Below are 23,951 nucleotides of genomic sequence, written 5' to 3'. Positions count from 1 at the left end.
TAAGAATTTTGCTAGCTGAGCCAGCACGTCATATCGCTCATATTTTAAAAGGGCTACTAGACCTTCCAAAATAATGCGTTAGCTGTTGCGAAAGACTACCGAGAATCTTCTGAAAAATTTATTGGCAGAAAGGGTTTCTAAGCGACAATTAAATGTTTGAATAAGCTTGGTATAGACACTCCGATAAGAAATTATTTGTAAGGAAATACAATTCAGAAACGACTACCAAAGCTATTTGATATACGCGAGAAAAAGTAATGAGCCAGTGGCTGATTACTTTTTTCGGCGAGATGATGTGGCTGCAATTATAGAATGGTAAATCTGGTCTATAATGTACCGCGTTATGTAACTTTGCTTTGGTAAAAGCGATATATAGCTATTAATTCCTCTTTTTTTCTTCTATAAATTTCCTGAAAATGTAATGGAACACTCTTTGCCCGAAGCGACGATAGGAGGGGAGGGTAATGTGTGTGGAATGGGAATAAATTGACCAAAATCAAAAATCAAAATGTTTTGATTTTTTCAAACAAATTCTTTTTAAATTCTGTAATTTGGAATACTTCCTCCTGAAGAAATTTTAATATCTAAATGAGCACTGACGACAATCAATCAAATGATTCCCGAAAAAAATTAACACGGGAAACATTGATTGACAGACTGACTAAAGAAATCGAATCGAACTTGAACAACGACCAATTCGGAGTTGATAGTCTTGCACAGGCGGTCGGTATGAGCCGTTCGAGCCTTCATCGAAAATTAGAAAAACTTCAAGGTGTTTCTACAAGCCAATTTATCAGAGAGTATCGATTAAAAAGGGCTTTAGAAATTCTGAGGCTAGAAGACGTAACGGCTTCAGAAGTTGCTTACCGAGTTGGCTTCAGTAGTGCGACCTATTTCAATACTTGTTTCCATAAATTTCATGGCTATACACCCGGTGAAGTTAAATCGAGAATTCTCACTGAAATCGAAGAACAAGACAAAAGTTACTCTTCGAAAAAAGAGCATGATTTAAGCATTGAAACTGCTGTATCAAAATCTAAAAAAAATAATTTCAAGAATATCCTGATTCTTGTAACACTGCTCATACCTATCACAATTGCTGCTTTTTATTTTTATAATACTTCCTCTGATAAATCTGTTCAAACGGATGAAAACAATGTTATTGATGAAAAATCGATAGTCATTCTACCTTTTAAAAACTGGACGGGCGACCCCGATTTGGAATATATTTCAGATGGTATGACCGATGCTGTGACCTCAAGGCTTACAAAGGTCAGAGCTATTGAGAAAGTGATTCCGTTTACTTCGGCGCTACAATACAAGTCGACAGAAAAACCTATTAAAGAAATAGCCAAGGAGTTAGGTGTCGCGAATCTTCTTCAAGGAAATCTTCAACTTTCCGGGAATAAAATCAAAATTAATCTACAATTGATTCATGGCCGTTCCAATGTACATCTTTGGTCCGAAGAATACACGAGGGAATGGAAAAGCGATGAAATTTTTGAAATGCAGGCCGAAGTGGTCGAGGCAGTTGCCAGAAATATGAGAGCAACCATCTCTGAAAACGAGTTGGCCGCCATTAAAAAAATACCAACTAAAAGTAAAGAGGCTTATTCCTATTATCTTCAAGGAGAGTTTCAAAAGCAAAAAGGAAACGAACTATCATATTCAAATGCTATCAACCTTTATGAAAAGGCAATTGCAGCAGATTCGGTTTTTGTAGAACCTTATGTAGACATGGCTAATCTATGGCATATGGGCGGATCGGTTTGGGGTTTTTATGATCAGCAAATGGCTTGGAGTAATGCAAAGGTATTACTACAACAAGCTCTTAAAATAGAACCAAACAATCAACGAGTAGCCGAAGAACTTGATACAGGAAGGTTTTTTTATGATTGGAATTTTGAACTTGTAGAACAGTCTTATAAAAATATAGTGAGCAATTCTGTAAATGACAAGCCGTCTGTTATTTCACTTGATTATCCCATTAAAACCGGAAGACCTGAAGAAACCCTTAAGGCAATTGAACGTTTTAGTATCAATGACCCTTTAAATGTATTTTATCCGTTTTTTAGAGCAGAGGCACTATTTTATTTGGGTTCTGCTAATGAAGCTAGAGAATTATTAACCCAAACAGACCCACTGTATAACGGCAACTGGTTTTATTTACGAGAGTCTGCAAAACTGTATTACTACCTCGGCGAATATGAAAAGTCAAAGGATCAACTTGGAAAAATATTATCGCAATTTTCAGATTACCCACCCATATTGATGTGGTTGAATGCCGTATATGCTCAAATGGATGGCGATTCTGAACTGACCAGCACCCATTTGACAGAACTATATACCAGTTACTTTGAAAATTCATCAGGCAGCCCTGCTTGGTTTTTGGCGATGTACTATTGTACTGTAAAAGATTATGAAAAAGCGCTTGATTGGCTCCAAAAATCCTATGACAGACATGAGGTGGAAATGACTTGGCTAAGAGAAGAACCTTTGCTAGCCCCAATTAGAAAAGATCCCCGCTACAAAGACCTCTATGAAAAAGTTGGGTTTTCTAGCATCGGAATACCGATTAAAACCTCTTCAGAAAATTAACCCCTCAAATTATATTTTCAACATCATTTAAAGATTTTGCATCATAATTTAAATTCATGGACAAAAGCTTAACAAGCTTGCCACATGATTGTTAGGTAGCGTTTATCTCGTATTTCCATCTTTGGATTATTCAAATATTGGTGCGAGATAGTCTTGTACTTCACTTAAAAATAATCACTAAAACTTTTCATTATGAAATCAAAATTAACACTAGCTAGTATGCTGTTATTAGCTCTTTTCACAACAGGTTGCACGGCACAATCAAAAAAGGCACACGTAGATTTATTAAACGATGAATTTCCTGAATCAAAACAAGAAATAATGGAAACCATCGGCACAATTGCACAAAGTCTTAAAGACGGTGATATGGATAAGTTGATTTCCCTTCACGCCTACAGCCCAAAGTTCACCGAATTTAATAAGGGAGAACACCGTGTTGGTAGTGCAGGTAATGAGACCTATGAACGTGAAGTTTTCGGTGCACTTACCAAAGTTGTGAAATTTGATTCTAACGATTTACAAATTGCAGTATATGGCGACGTAGCTAACGTAACCTTTCATTCTGATTTTCATTTAAAATTCGGTGAAGACCTTGTCGTGGTAAATGACCAAATATCCTTGTTATTTTTAAAAACAAGTGACGGATGGAAAATTGTTGCAGAGCACCATTCTCCTTTGAAAAAAGAAGATAGTTAAATTCAGACTAATTCATTTAAACTATACTAAAAAAGTGATTGTCCACTATTAGGCAATCACTTTTGTTACACATACAGATTCTTAGCGGGATCATAATTTGACATAGGAATTCGCCGAAATTACTTATAACTTATCGCTATTTGATACTTCGTCAAGCTCAGTACAGGTGCCACGTCAAATTATGTTTCGTTTTTGAAACATAATGTTCCGCGTTATGTAACTTGAGCTTTGATTACGGCATAAAAATAAAGATTGAAATCTTTATTTTTTGAGCGGGTTGGTGCGCGGGCAAAGTTGTTACAATCTTCCTTGATTTTTTTCTTTCTAAAATTTTCTTCTAAAAGGTAATGACATCGACGAAGGAGATGCATGAATACCATTAAAAAACAAATACCTAGCAATGAATAAACACTTATTATGCGAGCCTAGCCTGTCCTGAGCGCAGTCGAAGGAATAGGAGGGGAGTGAAATCGACGAAGGAGATTCACAAATACCTTATAAAAACAATAGACAAGCTATTTGTAAATGTGTGTGTAATGGCAACAAATCAATAAACATCAACATATTTTCTATTAGTCTTAAAACATATTTCCACAATATTCCGTACTTTCAAAAACTCCCCCTTAATACATGTATTAATTACGCTTAAAATAACCACCTATGCCATTATTTTTAGATTTACATAACCTCCCTGATGGGGTTACAGCAGCACATGTTGCAGAAATGCATAAAGCCGATTTAGATATTGAACATGAATACAATTGTCGTGGACTTACCTATTGGTGCGATGAAAAAAGAAAAACTGCCTTTTGTTTAATAGAGGCACCAAGTAAAGAAGCACTCATAGAACTACATGAAAACGCGCATGGTGCAGTTCCTACACGTATTATTGAAGTAAACGATACGATAGTGGAATCCTTTTTAGGCCGTATTGAAGATCCTGAAAAAGCCAAAAACGTCCGTCTTAATATAATCAACGACCCCGCTTTTAGAACGCTAATGGTTCTCAAAATAAAGCGTAAACTTCTACGAACCGATGAAATTAGCACCTTGAAAGCTGCGTTAAGAGGTTATATCACCACCATTAAAACGGTAACGTCGCAAAATAATGGACGGATAGTAAAACAAGAAGCCAATTCTTTTTTAATATCCTTTGATGCTGTTACTGATGCTATTCATTGTGGCATAAAAATTCAAAATGCACATCACAAAGTTATTACACCTGACCTAGAATTTAAAATCGGTATAAGTGCAGGTACTCCTGTTACCGAAAAAGACGGCATATTTGAAGACACTATAAGAACCTCAGATTATCTAAGTGATATTGCCAAGGGTGGTTTTTCCATTTCTACCGTAGTGAAGGACCTTTATGAAGGTGAAAATCAAAATAAGCCGATAGCTAAAGTGAATACTATTACCGTCCTAAATACCAGGGATGAAGAATTTATGACCCAATTAATGACGTATACGGAAAGCATATGGTCGCAAACTACAATTGGAGTTAATGATTTTGAAAAGAATTTAGGGTATAGCAAATCGCAATTGTATCGAATGATGATGAATTTGGTGGGTAAATCCCCCAATATATTTTTAAGGGATTATCGTTTAAACAAAGCCTTGGAAATCTTGGAAAAACAAAACCAAAATATTTCTGAAATTGCTTACCAAACTGGTTTTAGTAGTCCTGCTTACTTTTCAAAATGCTTTCAAAAAAAATATGGTATTCTCCCTTCAAATTTTACTCGATAATCGAGGTTTAAGTATTATGTGACTTGTCTCAAAACCAAATTGTTTTTACTTGTGTTATTTCGGAGGATAGCTCCGAAGTAATGTGCTTCAAATAATAGGGAGCTGTTTTTCAATTAGTTAAACGCATTTTTCTTTTGGTCTAAAAGTATATTTTTTTGGTCTAAACGTAGAATTTTGGAAAATAATTCCATGCTACTTTTGTCAAGAACAAATAAAAAATATACTATAATGAAGACAAAATTAACAGTAGTTTTATGCGTACTAGTTTTTGGAATATTACTAATAGGGTGTGAAGAAAAAGTTGAAGCTTTAGAAGTGAAAGTTGATCTTATAAATGAAGACTTTCCTGATGCCAAGCAAGAAGTATTGGAAACCTTTGGCGCCATTGCCCAAAGCATTAAAGACAAGGATTTGGATAAATTGATTTCTTTTCATGCCTACGGCCCAAAGTTTACCGAGTTCAAAAATGGGGAACCTCGTAACGGCGATGTTGCCAACGAAGCACATGAGCGCAATGTTTTTGGTTCCGTTACCGAAGTTGTGAAGTTCGATGCAAAAGATTTACAAATTGCCGTTTATGGTGAGGTGGCCAACCTGACCTTTCATTCTGATTTTCATCTAATGTTCGGAGAAGACTTAGTAGTAGTTAACGACCAAATTACGTTACTATTTGTCCGGACTGATGCCGGATGGAAAATGGTTCACGAACACCATGCTCCTTTGAATTTGGGATAGCTTATAACTTTTAGTTGATAACCACCTGTTTTCAAACTTTCCCCTATTTATACTAGATAAGTCTAGTATTTGCAAATAACTGATTAAAAGTACTTTACTTACAATTTTACATTTTTTTTACAAGAATAGTACAAACTTTTCTCACTCCTGATCGAATACTGCTAGTATTTGAATGAAATGTGAAAGTTATTTTTTTGAAAGCACGATATCATTGCATTATAGTTAATATTCATTTTGAATTTTTTTTATGAAAACAATAGCAAGACCTTGGAAAAACAATCTCAAAATCAGCCTTATACTTTATGCGATTTTTATAACTGTAGTTACTGGTTGCAGCAAAGAAGATGAGACCACAGCAGTAATTGAATCAATTGAAGAAGAAGTTGAGTTGAGTAGCGAAAAACGGATAACCAGTTTTGTGTTTTTGCTTGCGGACAATCCTATAGATATAAATGTGGTAGCAACTATAGATGAAGAAAACAAGATCATTACTGCTATCATGCCTGCCGGCACTGAAATAAATGGTCTTTTACCAGAAATTAAAATATCTGCCCAAGCCACAATTAATCGAAATACCGCACAAGATTTTACTGATGCATTGGAATATATAATAACCGCAGAAGATGGTAGTGAAGTTATTTATACAGTAAAGGTAACCGCACTTTTAACACAACGCCAAATACTTCAGGCCATTTTAGATGCAAATCCGGATAATACCTTGGGTTGGGACCTACAAAACACCGCAGATTTGGATTCTTTAAATGGTGTTTCAACAAATGTAAATGGAGATATCATTGAACTGGTTACGGAATATGATAAAATAAATGAAATTCCAAAAGAAATAGGAGAGTTAAGTAGTTTAAAAAGCTTACATCTAGAGGGTGTTTCATTAAACTCAGTTCCGTCAGAAATAGGCGAATTGACAAAATTGGAACGTTTAACTTTTCACACTACCGGCATTAAGACTATCCCATCAGAGATAGGCAAATTGGCGAATTTAGAAACACTTGATTTAACGAACAATAGAATAACCGCTATCCCACCAGAAATTGGTCAGTTGACTAATTTGGAAATTTTAAGATTACATACTAACCAACTAACCACTATCCCACCTGAAATAGGTCAGTTGACTAATTTGGAAATTCTAACTTTAACGTACAACCGACTTACTTCTCTCCCATCTGAAATTAGTCAATTGACCAGTTTAAAAGGTTTAAGTTTCGCTGAAAACGAGCTTACTTCTTTACCTAAGGAAATGGGCAAATTGACCAAATTGGAAAATTTATTTTTAGATAATAACCTACTTACTTCAATACCTTCAGAAATTGGGTTTTTATCCGAACTAGAACAATTAGATATACGTGATAATCAGCTAACGGGTATTCCACTACCAGTTATTCTTCTAGCGGAACACAATTCATTAGAAATCAGTTTTGACAACGGCATTACTATCAGTGTTATAACCCCCTTAGATGCTTTGATAAGTATTTATAGTGCAAACCCAAGTAATACCTTAGAATGGGGAGTTGACAATTACCCTGAGGTAATTTTTAATGACAATGGTAGCCCAACAAATATTACCATGAACAATAAAAACCTTACAAGATTATCTTCTAGCATAGAACACCTTAATGCCTTAGAAACTTTAGCTATAAATAACAATAACATTGAAAGTTTACCAGCAACGATGGGTAGTATGAACACCCTTACCGTTATCGCAGCTGATAGAAACCAACTTAGTACGGTGCCCAAAGAATTAGGGGATTTGAACAATAATTTTGCCTTATTAAGCATAACCAATAACCCCGTAACGAGCATTCCACAAGAGGTCTGTAATCTTCAAGTTTCAAATGGTGGCATACTAACCATTCTCACTGACCCAGGTGAAGGTTGTGATTAAAGAAGGGGGAGCTAATCAAAATTAAAACAACAGTTTAAATAGTAATTAAAAACAGAAATTATGAAAACAAAATTGAGATTTGTAGTAGTACTAATGATTTTCGGAATCGCATTAACAGCATTCACCACTAGTGGTGAAGTTCAAGAAGTAAAAACCGATTTGATAAATGATGAATTTCCAGAGGCCAAGCAAGAAGTATTGGAAACCTTTGGTGCCATTGCACAAAGCATTAAAGACAAAGATTTGGATAAATTGATTTCCTTTCATGCCTACGGTCCAAAGTTTACCGAATTCAAAAATGGGGAACCCCGTAACGGAGACCTTGCTAATGAAGCACATGAGCGTAATGTCTTTGGTGCCGTTACCGAAGTTGTGAAGTTCGATGCAAAAGATTTACAAATCGCCGTTTATGGTGAAGTGGCCAATCTGACCTTCCATTCTGATTTTCATTTGAAGTTTGGAGAAGACCTTGTAGTAGTCAATGACCAAATTACGCTGTTATTCGTCAATACCGATAGCGGATGGAAAATGGTACACGAGCATCATGCTCCTTTAAAAATGAATTAATCCACCAATTAATAATTAAATCGATACCTTGAAACATGAAAAATTCAATACAACAGCTGGCCGCCGAAACTATAAAAACCTTTTCGTCCCAGTTAACCGGTACTATAGTTTTACCTAAGGATGAAAATTATAATGACACCCGAAAAGTGTATAATGGAATGATAGACAAGCGCCCAGGGTTGTTCGCCATGTGCGAAACCGTGGAAGATGTTATTGCCGCAGTAAATTTTGGAAGGGAAAACAATGTATTGGTGGCCGTTCGTGGTGGTGGACATAATGGTGCAGGGTTGGGGCTATGTAATGACGGCCTGGTCATTGATTTATCAGGAATCAAGTTTGTTGATGTTGATGTTTCGAACAATACCGTAAAAGTCGGTGGCGGAAATATTTGGAATGAAGTCGATGCCGCAACCCATGACTTTGGCTTGGCAATTCCATCCGGAATGGTGTCATCAACAGGAGTAGGAGGTCTAACCCTTGGAGGTGGTGTTGGTTATTTAAGTCGGAAATATGGGCTCACCATAGATAATCTACTAGAAGCTGAAATGGTCTTGGCTGACGGATCATTCGTTACCGTCAATGCAACACAAAATACCGATTTATTTTGGGCTATTCGTGGAGGTGGTGGAAATTTTGGAGTCGTAACATCCTTTACATTTCAGGCGCATCCACTCAAAACAGTAATCGCCGGCCCTACGTTTTGGCCCATAGAACGCGTTGAGGAGATTATGGCTTGGTATGATGGGTTTATTCAAAATGCATCTGAAGACCTAAGTGGTTTTATAGCGACTATGATTGTCCCAGAATCACCATTTCCAACCGAATTGCATAACAAACAGTTTTGTGCCATTGTTTGGTGTTATACTGGAGACGCGGATTCATTTAACGAACTATTTAAGACTGTTTTAGACCTTGATCCTGTGTTTTCACATGTTGGCGAAATGCCTTATCCTGCTTTACAAAGCATGTTCGATGGTTTTTTTCCAACAGGAATGCAATGGTATTGGAGAGCAGATTTTTTCAATGCTTTGACACCAGAAATTACTGCACAACATTTAAAATTTGGATCTAACATTCCAACACCATTATCACAAATGCATTTATATCATATAAGTGGAGCAGCAAGTAGAGTAGGAGCTACGGATACACCGTGGGCCTATCGCGATGCCAAGTATGCAGGTGTTTATGTAGGTGTTGATGCAGATCCGGAGAATGCCTCCAAGATTACTGATTGGTGTAAAGCGTATCAAGAAGCATTGCACCCATATTCGGCGGGTGGAGCATATTCCAATTTTATGATGGATGAAGGTCAAGATCGTATTAAAGCAAGTTATAAACATAACTATGATAGATTGGTTCAAATCAAGAATTCATACGATCCCGATAATCTATTCAGAGTAAACCAGAATATTAAACCGTAAATGAAGTTGTTTTGGTTTGTAACGCTCAAGCCAAATTTACCCTGCAGCATTACAAAAAATGAATTGTCAAAAATTCTAAGGAGTAAAAGGCTTTAAAATTTTTGACTTTTATTTTACTGGAATTACTTATAACTTATCGCTATTTGACGTAATGTCACGCATTATGACACTTTGCTTTGGTATGACATAAAATGGGAAGGTCTGGGAGACCTTGATATTTTTGAGCGAGATGCTGCGCTGGCGTCTATGGTACTACACTTTCTTTTCCAACGCTTCATCTCGCACAAATTTTTTAAGATTATTAATCTTTAAAAATTATGTCGTCTTCTAAAAAGTTTCTTCTTAAAAGGTAATGAAACCGAGGTACGAGGTTCATGAATACCAATTTAAACAAATAACTAGTTATGAATAAACACTTATTATGCGACTCTAGATAGGAGTGGAGTGAAATCGACGAAGGAGATTCACAAATACCTTATAAAAACAATAGACAAGCTATTTGTAAATGTGTGTGGAATGATATTGTCGGAATTATACCTATACACTATACTTTGCTTATTAGTTTTACGTTATAAACCAATAATCAATACTTCTAAGTTATCCATCCTATATTATGAAAAATATAATGTGTATCCTTTTGGTGTCCTTTGTTGTTTTTTCTTGTTCTTCAGACAATGATGAACTCACAGTACCTTTAGATAAGGAATCTAAAGTCTTAGAAGGAAAACAAGTATTTCGAATCGATTTAAAGAATTTAACGGCAAAAAATCAATCCGTAGGAAACCAAAAAAAGTTGGATCCCTCATTTGTTCTTTTGAGTATAGATGATACTAGTGGAAATTCTGTTTTTTCCAGAGAGAAGATTGCGTTAATAAAAGATGGAGACAGTTATGTAACCCAAGAAATCAATTTAGAATCTGGAACTTACAAGGTCGTGGAGTTCATTGTGACCGATGTGAATAATGTTGTCATTTCAATGGCTCCAAAGGAAAATTCAGTTTTGGCCCAATTCGCGACTAAACCATTGCCTTTTAATTTTGTAGTAGTATCCAACGAAACAAAAGAGACTCTTACTGAAAACCTTAATGCTGCAGGTTATACTTCCGTTGATTTTGGGTATTCGGGTTTAAGCTTGACATTTCCTAAAAATACAGATTTCTTTAGTTTGACGGTAGACGAGTCTATTATCAACACAACAAAAATGTTGAATTTACAGTCGGTTACAGGGTCTACATATTTGGTTGACTGGGGTGATGGTACAATAGATGAATATGTATCTACAATACCTGATTCGGGTATTGAGAACATACTATCACACAGCTATACTCAAAACGAAGTCTATACTATAAACGTTAGCGGAGCTGTAGAAGCCATTGAACTCTTAGATTTTAGTAGCACCCAAGAAGACAATTGGGTGAGTAATCTAACGACAGTAAATATCGACAAGTTAAGTTTGCTGAAATCATGCTCATTATATGCAGGTAAACTTACTGGGTTGAATACATCTAAAAATGAGGCCTTGGAATTTCTTGGTCTTGGTTACAATCAAATAACAAGTTTAGATTTCACAAACAATCCAAATTTAAAAACAGTATGGTTACGGTACAATCAATTGATGGCATTGGACGTATCCCAAAATGCTAATATGGAATTTCTTTGGGTAGATGGCAATGAAATTTCAAATCTTGACCTTTCAAATAATTCAAAATTAAAGGTGGTATTGGCTAGGGAAAATAATTTAACTAATGTAAATTTTTCCAGTAATTTAAATTTGGAACGGTTCGATTTGGCAAATAATTCTATAGCGGCTATTGACCTTTCATCAAATCTGGCCTTAACGGAAATCAATTTAGGTGCAAATAGTCTTCAAAACATAGACTTGTCAAAAAATATAAATCTCGTTCGTGTCGATTTGTACATAAATCAATTGAGCGCCATTGATTTATCGGCAAATTTAATGTTGAGAGATTTGTATCTAGACGATAATAATTTGACAGAATTAGATTTAACAGCTAATCTTGACTTGGAACGATTATACATTAAGAACAATAATTTTAGCAACCTTGATATCTCATTAAATACCAAAATGTCTCATCTAAATATTGGGGACAATCAGTTTAATGAAACTGAGATAGATCAAATTATTGAGGCCATGTACGACCAAATAGTGTCTGGTTCAATTATGAACGGCTATATGAACTATTTAAATAATCCAGGAACTTCAACTGTTTCTAACGCAACTGTCTCAAAAATAAATGACTTGATTGTTAATTATAATTGGTTTTTTAATAACGGATAAAAACATGATCAGATGTAAGTTCAACTATTGATTCAAAACCATCGGCAGCTTTCAATTCACTAAGAAAGGTTATAACTTATCGCTATTTGATATACGCGAGAAAAAGTAATGAGCCAGTGGCTGATTACTTTTTTCGGCGAGATGATGTGGCTGCAATTATAGAATGGTAAATCTGGTCTATAATGTTCCGCGTTATGTAACTTTGCTTTGGTAAAGCAAAGTATTTGGTACTACTATTTCTTTAAATTTTTCTTCTAAAAAGTTTCTTTCTAAGATGGAATGGAACACTTATTAACTGACCGACGTTAGGAGAGAGGGCAATGTGTGTGGAATGGATTAACTTTATCATTAAAACTTTTCCGCCGTATAATTTCTGATATATACTGTTTTTGTAATTTTTTCTCAATTATAGAATATTTTAGAATTAATTTGCCAATTAATTATATATTTTAGTTTTTCTAATTCTTCCAAGTAATTAAATGAAATATATATTTCTTACTCTTTCGATACTTGCCATGGTTCTCTCTTCTATATGGCTTTTTCAGGAACCAAGTATTGAAACTGGAATAGTCCTTCTAGGCGGTGTTGCAGGCCTTTTAAGTACAGTATATAATGGTTTCTATGAAAAAAAAGACAATTCATTTCTTTTCTTTGAAAAATTCCAGTCTATTTGGGAAGATGATGACTTGTCTGTAAATAAAAAATTAAATTATACGAAGAAACTTCTTCCCAAAAAGTCCAAAGGTTTATTAATCTATTTAGACTTCAAATTGGAAATAAATATCAATGAAATGGGTGATGCGGAAATTATTTGGAGTATTAAAGCTTCTAATATAGGTTCTAAAAGTCTGTTAGGAGAGTCAAAATCGATTTGGTTTGAGAAAAATCAAAAGGATGATATTAACATTATAGCAACCACTAGTAGAGCTGTACCCATTCAGATACAACTTCAAAGGGATTACGAGAACATGAAACAATTTTTTGTAAACTTTGTTGATTCGATAAAGCCTAAAGAAGTTTTTGATTATAGCTACTCGTATACCGCAAAAAAAATGTTCACGAAAGACCATTATTGGGATTGGCAAGTGGCGCATAATATTGTTAATGCTGAAATAATTATAAATCAACAAAAAGAGAAGAAATTCAAAACTTGCAATATTATCAATGAAAGCGAAGTAGGAATATCGAATGAAATCGAATCAAATTTATCAACTATGGAAACGGAGGAAAACAAAGTTACCATAAAGTGGATAAAGGCGTTTCCGAAGCCAAATTCAAAATATAAAATAACTTGGGAGTTCTATGAGAATGAATGAGATTGACAAAGAAATTATAGATGTTTTAATTGCATGGGATAAATTAGAGGTAGAGAACTTTGGTAAAGGAGTTATAGATTTTAATTTATTAGATGATTTCAAAAGCTTTGCCCGGTTTAAAAATAGACTAGAGGTTTTAAATAGGCTTAAAAATATTAAGCAAAAATTAGATAGTAATGATCAAAGAAGATTAAAGGTTATAGCATCAATAACCTACTTAAGGTCTCTAATGGGTGAGCAAATACCCTTTTCAGAATATATTCTACAAACCCAAAATGTTCCTGTAGTTGAATTCGGAGAGGAAACTACTAATGAAATTAAAAATGAAATAGTCTCTTTAGCAAATGAGTTAAATTTAGGTTTTAATAAAGATTTAATAAAAGGGCTAAACGTATATGAGGGGAAAATTTCAAAAGATGAAATCATAAAACTGATTGAGAGTGTTTTTAATGATAAAAAACCATTTTTTGAAGAATTTTTGGGTAGAGCTATTGATTTTAAAATAGATTTTGAACTTGTAAAAAATAACGAGTACTGGTCTTATTGGGTCGATGGTAATTATGATAAATTTAGATTGAGACTAAATCAAAATAATCTTTCATTAACCAAAGTTGAAGCATCTCGTTTCGTATATCATGAGTTACTTGCGCATTGTACCCAAATGGACGTATGGAGAGATAACATTGAAAGAAATAAAATGAGTCCCATATGGGGAATCACCACTGTGTATGGTCCTGAACAATTTTTATTTGAAGGAATTGCTCAAACTCTACCTTTATTTGTTTTATCCTCAATAGAGAAGAAAGACGTAAAACTTATAAAATTAAGAATTCTTGTATCTTTATATTCTAGTTTAATAAATAACAATATTCATTTAAAAATAAATAATGGTAAAGCAATCGAAGAGGTAATCGATTATAAATTAAATTTTGTTCCCTGGGCAAAAGAGGATGATATTTTTTCTGATTTAATAAGCAGGTCTTACAATCCCCTGTATCGCTCCTACCAATTTGTATATCCAATAAGTTTTTTAAGTTTTTATAGAATTGCCAATAAAAGCAATCTTGATAAAACCAAGTTTTTAAAAAAGGCTTATAACGAATTTATGTCATATGACATGATAATGAAAGAAATTGAATGACTTACAATGTTTTTGTTTACGGTACTCTCATGAATGAAAAAGTGTTTTTTTCGGTCACTAGAGAAAACCCGAATTATCAAGAAGCGATACTTGAAAACCATTTTAGGTTTGCTTTAAAAAAAAGAGTATATCCAGGAATTCTGAAAAATACAAATTCTAATATTAACGGACTTTTAGTTGAAAATATTTCCAAAAAAACTTTAATACTTTTAGATTTATTTGAGGATTCAATCTATGACAGAAGAAGTTTAGAAATCAAAAAAAAAGATTTCAGTTATACAAGGGCATATGTTTATGTCCTAAAGGATAGATATAAATACCTCTCACTTGGAAAATCATGGGATCTAGATAATTTTGAGAAGAACAACTTAAATGAATACTTGATAGGGTGTAGAGAATTTTATATTAATAATATAAATTGTGCATTCCTCTAAAGGTTCTATAATTTAATTGTTATACTAATTTGTACATAATGCAAGACATTATTATACAGATTGGATAAAGCAAGTAATTGGTACTTCTCTTTCTTTAAATTTTTCTTTTAAAAACTCTCGTCTCAAAAGGTAATGGAACACTTATTAACTGACCGACGGTAGGAGGGGAGTGTAATGTGTGTGGAATGGTTATTATTTTTTATGCTCCTTGACTTCCTTTATGGAACTTAAATCTAAAAGAGGCAATGTTACGTTACTCAACTCTGTTATTGTAAGTTTTGTAGAAAGCATCCCTCTTATTCCACCAATACATATATTTAACAGTTTCCTAATAAAATCATCCGGTGCAGAAAGTTTTTCGTCTTTACCAACTATTTTATTAAAGTCTGGAGTTCTAAATATTGTATGACTTTTAATACCAAAAAGGCTCTCTTCTTCAGATTTACCTTTCTTTAACAAGTATGCGTCTAATTCTAAATCAATTTTAATCAACTTTTCGTCACTATTCAAAGAAGTAATAATTTTCAATTGATACTCCAAGTCTTTAGTGGTTATTTTAGAGGTGTCAATTTTCTCCAAATCTTGAATAAAAAAACTACTTGGAATAGACTCAATAATTTCTACTCTAATTGTTTTACTAGATGAATCTTTATTTTTATTTTTTGTGTCTTGAGCCATTTTTATTAACAATTGAAAACCTGAAATGACAATGTACTTTTAGTCTCAGCTTTTATCTTGATTTTATCCGCACCTTCATTAGGTATAAAATTAGCTACATATCTATCTTCAATTGAATCGCTCTGTATCATTGAAGATGAAAACATAAAACTTAATGACTCATCAAAACTAAATTCATTATTTATTTTATCGTTTAAGCTGTCAACCTTCTCCTTAAGTTGTAATATTTTTTTGTTAGCGATAGTTAATTTTTCTTCATATTCAGCAATTTTTGAGGAATTTGTAACCAAAAGTTTAGTTTCCAAAACATCCTCAATCTTTCTAACAGTCTTAAAAGTAAAATTGTGCATTCCTGTTAACCACTTACTTATTTCCGACTCGGATTTATTAAGTAACCTAGCTAAATCAGCTGGAAGCAGACCTTTTTCTTTTAGAACTAAATGAATTTCATTTGCTATACTTACTGATTCAATTACATCATCCTGAATTTCTTTAGGAATGTCATTAAGCATTTTCAAATAAGCTTTAGAAGGCATATTATTTTGTGTATGTTAGTTTAAATGATTCACTTCTTTCAAGAACTTTTCCATTAATTGTGAGATGTCCTTGCTTGATTAATCTTCCCAATTGAGAGGCTATATTTGATACAAATTGAAATTCCTTCCAACAAGATGGGCTATCTCTTGTTGCTTGACTTTCTTTGATACCGCCATTTACTAATATTACTATTTCTGGACTCAACACTATACAGTATAGTCGTAATGATAAGTTTTCTTTGTCAAATTCCTTATCCAGTCTTCTAAGAAGGGGAGAGGGAGGAGGTAGTGCACCAGCATTATCCTCAGGCCTAAAAAATCTTTCTTCTGCTCCATATTTTTCGCCGATTTCAGCAATCCACATTTTAATATAACTAACACTTTTTGAATATTCTTCTTGATACTTGTCAAAGAATTTTTTCACTTCTTGACTATCATCTTCAAATTCCAAAGTATAGTATCTAACTTTTGCGAAATCGAAATCTTTAATTCTTACTATTTTGACCTCTGACTTCACTTATAAGTTAACTCTGTAAATTTAGTTTTATTTTTCAATCTGACAAATATTTGACTAAAAGTAATATAATAGGTTAACTTACATTTAACTTTAGACTACTTTTTTCGTAGGTTATTATAACAAATTTATTGTTTTTACGGCCTAAGAGAATTTTAGCTAAACAATAGGCGAGGGGAGCGGCCATATTCTAGAGGGCTGGTACTAAGGTTTGTTAACCACCTTAATGTTTCAAGGAGTACAAAGCAGTCTTAAGAGTTAGAATGCTTTCTAGAATATAGCGACTGAGCCGTACATTGTTTCTAAAATTATCTGTAAGCCTTGATTTTTTTGTTTCTTTTTTTATCAAGAAAAAAAGAATACATACCCAATATAGAATTGAATCCTTCTTACTAATTGTTATCCTCGGTATCGTCTCCATTAAAGAATTTCCAAAGTTCCTCTCGTGTACTTATTTCAACATCTTCAACTACATTCATTAAATTTGGAGTATCTTCTTCAAAAGGCTTTCTTAATTCAACAAACTTTTTTAAAAAATCAACGGCTCTGTCGCCTATCATGGCCTTAAAACAAATTGTTTGGAGGGTATCATTTTTAAGAAAAATCATTGGTTTGATATAGTGTAACCCTTCTATAAAAGATGAAAAGCAGGCTAATAAACCTTCACTACCATCATATTTAATTTGACTTATCATAAAGTGAGGGAACGCATCTTCTGCACTCAGTAATTCATTATTACCATAGTTAATACCATTTATGATTTCGATTTGCTCCAAAATTGTATTATCAATAATATTCTCACATATATCCTCATTAACTATTCGTGTTTGAAATAGAGTTAAGCGCTCTAAGAGTAAATCATATTGAAAATAATCTGGGTCAATTGTAGCTTGAACTTTTTCTTCTTGCTCATCTTCAAAGGCAATGATATTTAATGATAGTGCTAAATGTAAATGTTCCAAAGACAATTCATGAAAATACTTAGGTTGTAAAAAGGGAAGAACTTTTTGTAACAATGGATTATCTGCCGTACCAAGGAACTGTTCAATAATCTCTTGAAATTCCAATATAGCAACATCTTCAACTATGAAGCAAAATTCATCATGTAATGAAGATTCTTCCCAACTTGTCTGTTTGTTGTTTGTGTCACTAAGTAATTCAGTACGGGTGTTCTTTAATACTTGTTCAATGTTAACATTTGGAATTGCAATATTTTTGAGCAAGTTTTTTGTAAAAACTCCATTTCTTTCCTTTTTTCTTTCTATTGAAGCTTTTCCTGGGGCAGCGGCGTAGGCAATTATAGTACCTTTTCTCGGTGTGTCCATACCCATACCTGTAGTAACTTTCCCTAAACCAGTACTAAACGGAGTTTTTCTACAAGCGTCCAAAATGACTATATGAGTAAAATCAACATCATCAGAGATATCTGAAAATAAAGAAGAAATATTGGTGCTATTATATGGAATATCTTCTAAAGTATTTATCTCAGAATCTTTAGAGACTAAAAAATTATATTGTTCTAATTGAAGACCGTGCCCGGAGAAGTAAAAAACACTTATCGTTTGATTATCAATTTTTTGTTTATACTCATTGATAGCATTTTCTAAGTCATGCTTATTTAGGTCAAATAAAGGGGTAACCTCAAACTCATTCTTTTCAAGGAATTTATGCATATCATTAGCATCATTACGGGAATTGTCCAGATTATCAAAATGGTTATAATCATTAATACCAATTACAAGTGCGATCTTCTTCATATTCGGATTTATTGAAACTTTCTCCGCAATTAAGTTAGTAATTTCAAGTATATCATAGTTCAAAGAATAGGTCAAATCCTATTTGACATAATGTTAGAAGTACCTAAAGAAAAGCTTCAAACAAGACGAGAGGTTAGCAAGGGCTAAGAATTTTGCTCGCAGAGAAAATTTTAGCTGTTGCGGCAAGCTGACAAGAATGCTTTAGAAAAAAATCTTGCACACATTTCCTCGAATACTCAAATTTTGAATGAATCTAAAAGGCTAGCTTTTAAATGGCGTTGGCTATGCGGCTGGAGATTGTGTTTAAAATAAATTGCCTGAGCAATTTGATTTTAAAAAGCAATGAGCGCGTAGGCAGCGGCAATTTTACATAACGGCTAATTATGGTACAAATGAAAATATGCGTCGCAGACACCGCTTAAAAAAGTTTAATGACCCTGTTCTAAATTTTAATTGATTCTCAGCGGTTTTAGGGATATTTTACATAATATAGAATTATGAATTAAAACTAAGATGTTGACCCTTAAATACTTACGTTCCTTTTTGTATCATAATGTCTTGCGTTATGACACTTTGCTTTGGTAAAGCAAAGTAATTGGTACTATTCTTCTTTAAATTTTTCTTTTAAAAGCTTCTTCTGAAAAGGTAATGGAACACTTATTAACTGACCGACGGTAGGAGGGAGGGCAATGTGTGTGGAATGACATTATCGTTTAAAAATATTATGTATAACGGAACTCTGTGATAATTTACTTCTTATATTTTTTCTAAATTTGAATTAGGCTTATTTGGGTTACAAAATCTCGCAGAAAATTCTTTCAGATATAGATTGTTTTAATGTTAAATCTATAAAATATGATTATTTATATATGAAAAACAAGAAAAATTAAAATGCATACTGTTAACTGGACAGAATTTGACGGAGATAAATTTCAAAGCTTTTGCAATGATTTGTTGAGCTTTGAGGTTGGTAAAAATTATGTGCCGTATAGTGCCCCTGGTGCTGATCAAGGAATTGACGGTTTTTTCGAAGGCGAATATAATGGTCAGCAAGGAAAATGGAGGTTTCAAGCAAAATTTCATCATCCTAATACAGGCCGGGTAGCTGGGTTCAACCAGACTAAACATCAAATTAAACTTGATTTAAGTAAAAATATTAATGATGAAACGAGTGTTATTTTCATTACGAACGTTGAATTCAATCCAAAACAGAGAAAGGAACTTCTAAATATTGCTGCTGAGTGTATCAAAAATGGAAATAAACAAATTCAATTTGAGATATGGGATGGAGCAAAAATAAATACTCTTTTAGCACATCATCCGATTGTTAAACTCTGGTATACTGAGGAATCAAAGTATTTGATTCAAGAATATTCGGAATTCTTTCGAAACGAGTTAAACCCTCAAGATGGAGGCTCTTATGAATTGTCAAATAAATTTTACCATAGAGAGGAAAAAATAAAAGAATTAGTAAGCTTTATCAAAGATGATTCAAAGAAAGTTGCAATCATAAAGGGTGAAGCTGGGATTGGTAAAACAAGACTTTGTATAGAATTTTTTCAACAATACATTGATAGTGAGAGTGATTGGATTGGATTGGTAATTGTCACTCATCAAATCAATTTAGAAGTCTTACAGAAAGCATTATCAGGAGAAAAAAATTACATAGTCCTTATAGATGATGCAGATAAATATGATGAAAGAGAATTAGCAGATTTAATTACTCTGGTAAAGGGAATAAAGAGCAATAGGGTAAAACTTTTATTGACTGTTAGAAGTTATTTCTTAGAAAAAGTTATAAGCCAAATAACTGTAAATGATAGAAATCAATTGGTTAAACCTCTTGAACTTAATCAACTAACACGGGAAGAAACCATTCAATTTCTGGAAGGAGAGTTAAACGGGTTTCTAATAAATCAATATCTGGGATACTTTGTAGAATTAACTCATGGTGTCCCTATCATGATAACAACCTTACTAAAAGTTGTAAAGAGTGGAATACCTTTAGCAAATATTAAGAAAGATTCTTTTTTAAAGACTTATGTAAAGTTACATTTTGAAAATTTCTCTTCAGTTGTGAGTACTGAAGCTGAAATACAAAAGCGAGACATTAAAAAAGTAATAAAACTAGTTACACTAGTTGAGCCTATACAGATTGAAGATAGTAATCTGATTAATCAAATCGCAAATACTGAGAACGTCCCGAGTGAAGATGTTCAACTTATTCTACACGCATTAAAAAATCAAAATATTCTATCAGGGCACTATCAACTAATGATTAAACCTGATATGTATAGTGACTTAATTTTGGAGGAGGCTCTAATGTCAAAAAACTGGTTAGAATTAAAACTTCCCGAATATGGTGAGTACATAAATAATATTATAAAAAACATTGGTTATGTTTATCAGCATGAGGAAAACAATTTGATTTTAGAGAATTTATTGAAAGAACATGTAAAAAAAATTGATACGTGTTCTGATTATCAAACTCTTACTAGAACACTTGATACAATACATTCAATTACATATTCAATGCCAATGCTTGCATCTGAAGCTGTTAAAAAAGTTATCTCTATCTACTCAAATGAAGCTCATCCCTTATTTCATGAGTTTCAAAAATCTTTAAAATATAAAAACTACTCCCTTGATTCTATTACTAATAACCTGAAAAGCATTCTAAGAAGTTTATTTCAACTGGAAGATTATTTTATCCTTTCTTTTTCTTATTCTGGAGAGTTTTATCAAATATTAAATGATGATGGCATTGTTTCAAATATTGCAAATTTTAGAAAAAGTGACCGTTTTGACGGCTTTACTTGCAAGCTACAAAACCAAATACTTGTTGCTAGTAAAGAAGAATTAAAAAAGGTAGATGGAAACATGAAATTATTTGCCCTTAAGGCTTTGAAATCAATACTAAATCTTGAATTTACCGGCACAGAACCTCACTTGTTTCAAAAACATTCTATCCAAATGTATACCCTGCATATTCCAGAAAACAAGTATGTAAGAAAGTTACGGCAAGAATCAATTGAAGTATTAATCAATGTTTTCAATAGTAGTCAATCTAAAGAGCTTCGGGAAGAAACTCTTAAGATATTAGTAGATGTACCAAGAGAAATATTTGCTGCGAGAAATAAAAGCTATAAGGGTAAAGAAGAAATAAAAACAGTATTGGATTTCTTGCTTTCAATTTCTTCTGAAAACTTGCTTGAATTGAAGCAAAAACAGTTTATAAAGGATCAAATGTATTGGTTCCAACGGTGGGGTATTGATACTTCTTATGATGAAATTATTGTTAGGATAAATGAGAATCTTTCAGAAAATGATCTTGCTGAAAAATTACTTGATTTGTTTAATCCCAAATACGATGGCAAAATTAATGATGAATTAAAAAAATACAAGTTAGAAGCACTAAAACTAGCAGAAAATAATTCTGCACCTGACTTGGGGGATAGTTTGATAAAAGTTATTGAACAAAGTGAATACGTACCAAGTTTTTTCTATGAGTTTATAGATACAATTTCTGAGGACTTAATTAAAACTATAGAATTTATTGACTACCTATGGGCAACGAATAAAAATTTTGTTATCAGTTATTGCTCTGGTATGTATAGGAGATTACGGTTTTCGAAGAATCACGAAAATATTTATTGGAATTATGTTGAAGTTTTAGAAAAAGAGGAAACTACTGAAGCAAGAAATTGCCTAATCCTTATTTATCATTCTTTTAGGATTCACAACGTAATTAACAGGACTGGCAAAAAAGACATTTTAAAGATTAAGGATATTGACCTTATTACTTCTTTATTAAAAGATTCTACCACAGAGAACTATTTTAATCTTGCATCAACTCTTCCAACTTTGTTTTATTATGATAAAAAAATAGCAGTAAAAGAAATAAAGACCTATTTAAGTAAATGTAATGAAAGACATCTTGACAGTCTATTTTTAGGATTAGATCCAGTAGAAGATAAGTTTTTTCCAGAAATAAAGAATCTATTATTTGAAGACACGCTTCGATTAAATATATCTTACGGCGTTGAGAGGTTTCTAAATAAGATAATTAAAAGAAATGGATTTCAGGAAGTACTTAAATACATAGAAAACAGATTTCTATTTAAACGGAAATACGTATCTGAAACAAAGAGTTTATTAGGTTATGATTATGTTCCAACTCATAGCGGTGGAGGCATAACTAAAGAACTTTCGATTGAACAAAAAGAAAAATTATTCTCTGATGTTCTCAACTGGTTTGTTGATTTCAATTTTAAATCCTATGAACATTTTTATGCGAAAAATATAATAAAATTATTTGCAACCGATAAACATCTAAACAAAGTAACAAAAAACACTTATGCTAAATTGATTGAAAAATACAATTTAGATTATGATAAATTGATAAATATTATTCACTCCTTATCTGAGTTTAAACAAAAGGAGGAATACTTTATCGAATTGGTAATTAAGCTATTAGAAACTTGTTACGAAAATTTTAATGATGAGGAAAAAATCAAGGAATATGTTACCCAATGTTATATTTCTTTGACCTCTTTAGGTGTCAAATCAGGTACTCCAGGGCAACCTTTTTCGGTTGATTTACAATTAAAAGAATTACTAGAAAGTACATTGAAAAAACCAAAAGCTAAATCTCTTAAGATTAAAGATTTTTTCCAAAAAGTATTAAAATCTGTACAAAATGAAATAGACAGAAGTAAGAATGACGAAGATGGAGAGATATGGTAAGAGAAAAACTGACAGATTTTACAATTCAAAAAGAGGCAATTATTTCTTCACTTTTAATAAAGAGAGGGAATGGTTTGTTTAATCAGGGATTACATGACATTTTTAATCGTGCAAGTTCAAGTAAAAACAGATTAAAAATTGAGGATGTCCAAGTAATTATAGAGGCAATTGAATTAAAACAGAGAGAAGCAGAGATTATTTTTTATACCTATTTCGGTTCTGAATACGATAAGAATATTATTGTTAACAATACACTAATTGGAAGTAAATTTATAGAAGCTGAATTTTATTACGATACAAGAGTTTTAAAAAAAACAATTGAAATAATTGATCCAAATATGTATAGGGAAGTTGTAAATATCAACTTTCAATTGTTCATATTAAATATTGCCTCTTTATATGAAAACCTAGTAAAACTAATAGAGTTATTAATTAAAAAGAGAGTAGTATTTGGCGACCGAAATCCACACTTAAGTGTTCATCTGAGAGTTTTAATTGCCTATTGGGACAATTTAGTTGAGTTAGATTATAGAAAAAATGATGAATTTTACATATGGCTGACTTCTCATCGTACATACTTAGACCAATATCTATCTCAAATCAATTCTTTACGTAATAGTTTTATTCATGGCTATTCATTAAACTTAAATATAGATTCAATATCTAATGAATATGTTGTAAAGAATTATGATAATTCGACCACAGGTTTTCCTCAACCAGCAGGCGGTGGGGTAATTTCGGATTTAGTTTTAAATACCTTCGTAGATAGTGTTGTAAATAATACAAAAAACCTAACTGAAGATGTATTGAATTTATTTCAATCAAAACTTTCACATCATAGAACTAAAGTACCTATGTAAAATT

At 32.7% G+C, this 23,951-nt stretch carries 17 protein-coding genes; 13 read left to right on the top strand and 4 right to left on the bottom strand.

All coding sequences use genetic code 11. From position 1 onward, the window contains the following. Window positions 1–588 precede the first annotated feature (588 nt). The 11 genes from SJY09_RS04560 (at window position 589) to SJY09_RS04510 (ending at window position 14,856) form a co-directional block, all read left to right on the top strand. Complete coding sequence (locus SJY09_RS04560) at window positions 589–2,598, top strand: helix-turn-helix domain-containing protein (RefSeq protein WP_396637780.1); 2,010 nt, start codon at window positions 589–591, stop codon at window positions 2,596–2,598. Window positions 2,599–2,790: 192 nt separating this feature from the next. Further along, on the top strand, window positions 2,791–3,294 hold the full coding sequence (locus tag SJY09_RS04555) for a YybH family protein (RefSeq protein ID WP_396637779.1): 504 nt from the start codon (window positions 2,791–2,793) through the stop codon (window positions 3,292–3,294). 660 nt (window positions 3,295–3,954) lie between these two features. After that, complete coding sequence (locus SJY09_RS04550; protein WP_396637778.1) at window positions 3,955–5,043, top strand: nickel-binding protein; 1,089 nt, start codon at window positions 3,955–3,957, stop codon at window positions 5,041–5,043. Between the two features lie 228 nt (window positions 5,044–5,271). Then, window positions 5,272–5,778, top strand: a complete 507-nt coding sequence (locus SJY09_RS04545) for a nuclear transport factor 2 family protein (protein WP_396637777.1) — start codon at window positions 5,272–5,274, stop codon at window positions 5,776–5,778. A 247-nt stretch (window positions 5,779–6,025) separates the two neighbouring features. Continuing rightward, window positions 6,026–7,678 carry a leucine-rich repeat domain-containing protein gene (locus tag SJY09_RS04540; RefSeq protein ID WP_396637776.1) on the top strand — a complete coding sequence of 551 codons (1,653 nt, stop codon included), beginning with the start codon at window positions 6,026–6,028 and terminating at the stop codon, window positions 7,676–7,678. 60 nt (window positions 7,679–7,738) lie between these two features. Continuing rightward, window positions 7,739–8,245 carry a nuclear transport factor 2 family protein gene (locus SJY09_RS04535; protein ID WP_396637775.1) on the top strand — a complete coding sequence of 169 codons (507 nt, stop codon included), beginning with the start codon at window positions 7,739–7,741 and terminating at the stop codon, window positions 8,243–8,245. A gap of 35 nt (window positions 8,246–8,280) precedes the next feature. Then, entirely contained in the window at window positions 8,281–9,666 is a 1,386-nt protein-coding gene (locus SJY09_RS04530) for an FAD-binding oxidoreductase (RefSeq protein ID WP_396637774.1), read from the top strand. A 613-nt stretch (window positions 9,667–10,279) separates the two neighbouring features. Next, window positions 10,280–11,965 carry a leucine-rich repeat domain-containing protein gene (locus tag SJY09_RS04525; RefSeq protein ID WP_396637773.1) on the top strand — a complete coding sequence of 562 codons (1,686 nt, stop codon included), beginning with the start codon at window positions 10,280–10,282 and terminating at the stop codon, window positions 11,963–11,965. A 479-nt stretch (window positions 11,966–12,444) separates the two neighbouring features. After that, on the top strand, window positions 12,445–13,281 hold the full coding sequence (locus SJY09_RS04520) for a hypothetical protein (RefSeq protein ID WP_396637772.1): 837 nt from the start codon (window positions 12,445–12,447) through the stop codon (window positions 13,279–13,281). After that, complete coding sequence (locus SJY09_RS04515; protein WP_396637771.1) at window positions 13,268–14,422, top strand: hypothetical protein; 1,155 nt, start codon at window positions 13,268–13,270, stop codon at window positions 14,420–14,422. The genes SJY09_RS04520 and SJY09_RS04515 overlap by 14 nt, the downstream gene beginning before the upstream one ends. Then, the gene (locus SJY09_RS04510) at window positions 14,419–14,856 is read left to right on the top strand and encodes a gamma-glutamylcyclotransferase family protein (protein ID WP_396637770.1); all 438 of its coding nucleotides are present in this window, start codon (window positions 14,419–14,421) and stop codon (window positions 14,854–14,856) included. The genes SJY09_RS04515 and SJY09_RS04510 overlap by 4 nt, the downstream gene beginning before the upstream one ends. 192 nt (window positions 14,857–15,048) lie before the next feature. On the opposite strand, the gene SJY09_RS04505 is transcribed toward SJY09_RS04510, so the two are convergent. From SJY09_RS04505 to SJY09_RS04490, 4 genes are all read right to left on the bottom strand, one after another. Continuing rightward, window positions 15,049–15,534, bottom strand: a complete 486-nt coding sequence (locus SJY09_RS04505) for a hypothetical protein (protein WP_396637769.1) — start codon at window positions 15,532–15,534, stop codon at window positions 15,049–15,051. 5 nt (window positions 15,535–15,539) lie between these two features. Further along, window positions 15,540–16,070, bottom strand: coding sequence for a multiprotein-bridging factor 1 family protein (locus SJY09_RS04500; RefSeq protein ID WP_396637768.1), 531 nt, complete (start codon window positions 16,068–16,070; stop codon window positions 15,540–15,542). A gap of 1 nt (window position 16,071) precedes the next feature. Next, window positions 16,072–16,521, bottom strand: coding sequence for a hypothetical protein (locus SJY09_RS04495; RefSeq protein WP_396637767.1), 450 nt, complete (start codon window positions 16,519–16,521; stop codon window positions 16,072–16,074). 455 nt (window positions 16,522–16,976) lie between these two features. Then, window positions 16,977–18,341 carry a caspase domain-containing protein gene (locus SJY09_RS04490; protein ID WP_396637766.1) on the bottom strand — a complete coding sequence of 455 codons (1,365 nt, stop codon included), beginning with the start codon at window positions 18,339–18,341 and terminating at the stop codon, window positions 16,977–16,979. 891 nt (window positions 18,342–19,232) lie between these two features. Here SJY09_RS04490 and SJY09_RS04485 point away from each other — a divergent pair. Together SJY09_RS04485 and SJY09_RS04480 are read left to right on the top strand one after the other, a co-directional pair. Beyond that, window positions 19,233–23,087 (top strand): hypothetical protein, encoded by a 3,855-nt coding sequence (locus tag SJY09_RS04485; protein WP_396637765.1) that lies wholly within the window; start codon window positions 19,233–19,235, stop codon window positions 23,085–23,087. After that, the gene (locus SJY09_RS04480; RefSeq protein WP_396637764.1) at window positions 23,081–23,947 is read left to right on the top strand and encodes a hypothetical protein; all 867 of its coding nucleotides are present in this window, start codon (window positions 23,081–23,083) and stop codon (window positions 23,945–23,947) included. The genes SJY09_RS04485 and SJY09_RS04480 overlap by 7 nt, the downstream gene beginning before the upstream one ends. Window positions 23,948–23,951 lie beyond the last annotated feature (4 nt).

The sequence above is a fragment of the Maribacter sp. R77961 genome (genome assembly GCF_044594925.1).
Taxonomy (GTDB): domain Bacteria; phylum Bacteroidota; class Bacteroidia; order Flavobacteriales; family Flavobacteriaceae; genus Maribacter.
This window is presented reverse-complemented; position numbering and strand designations above follow the sequence as displayed.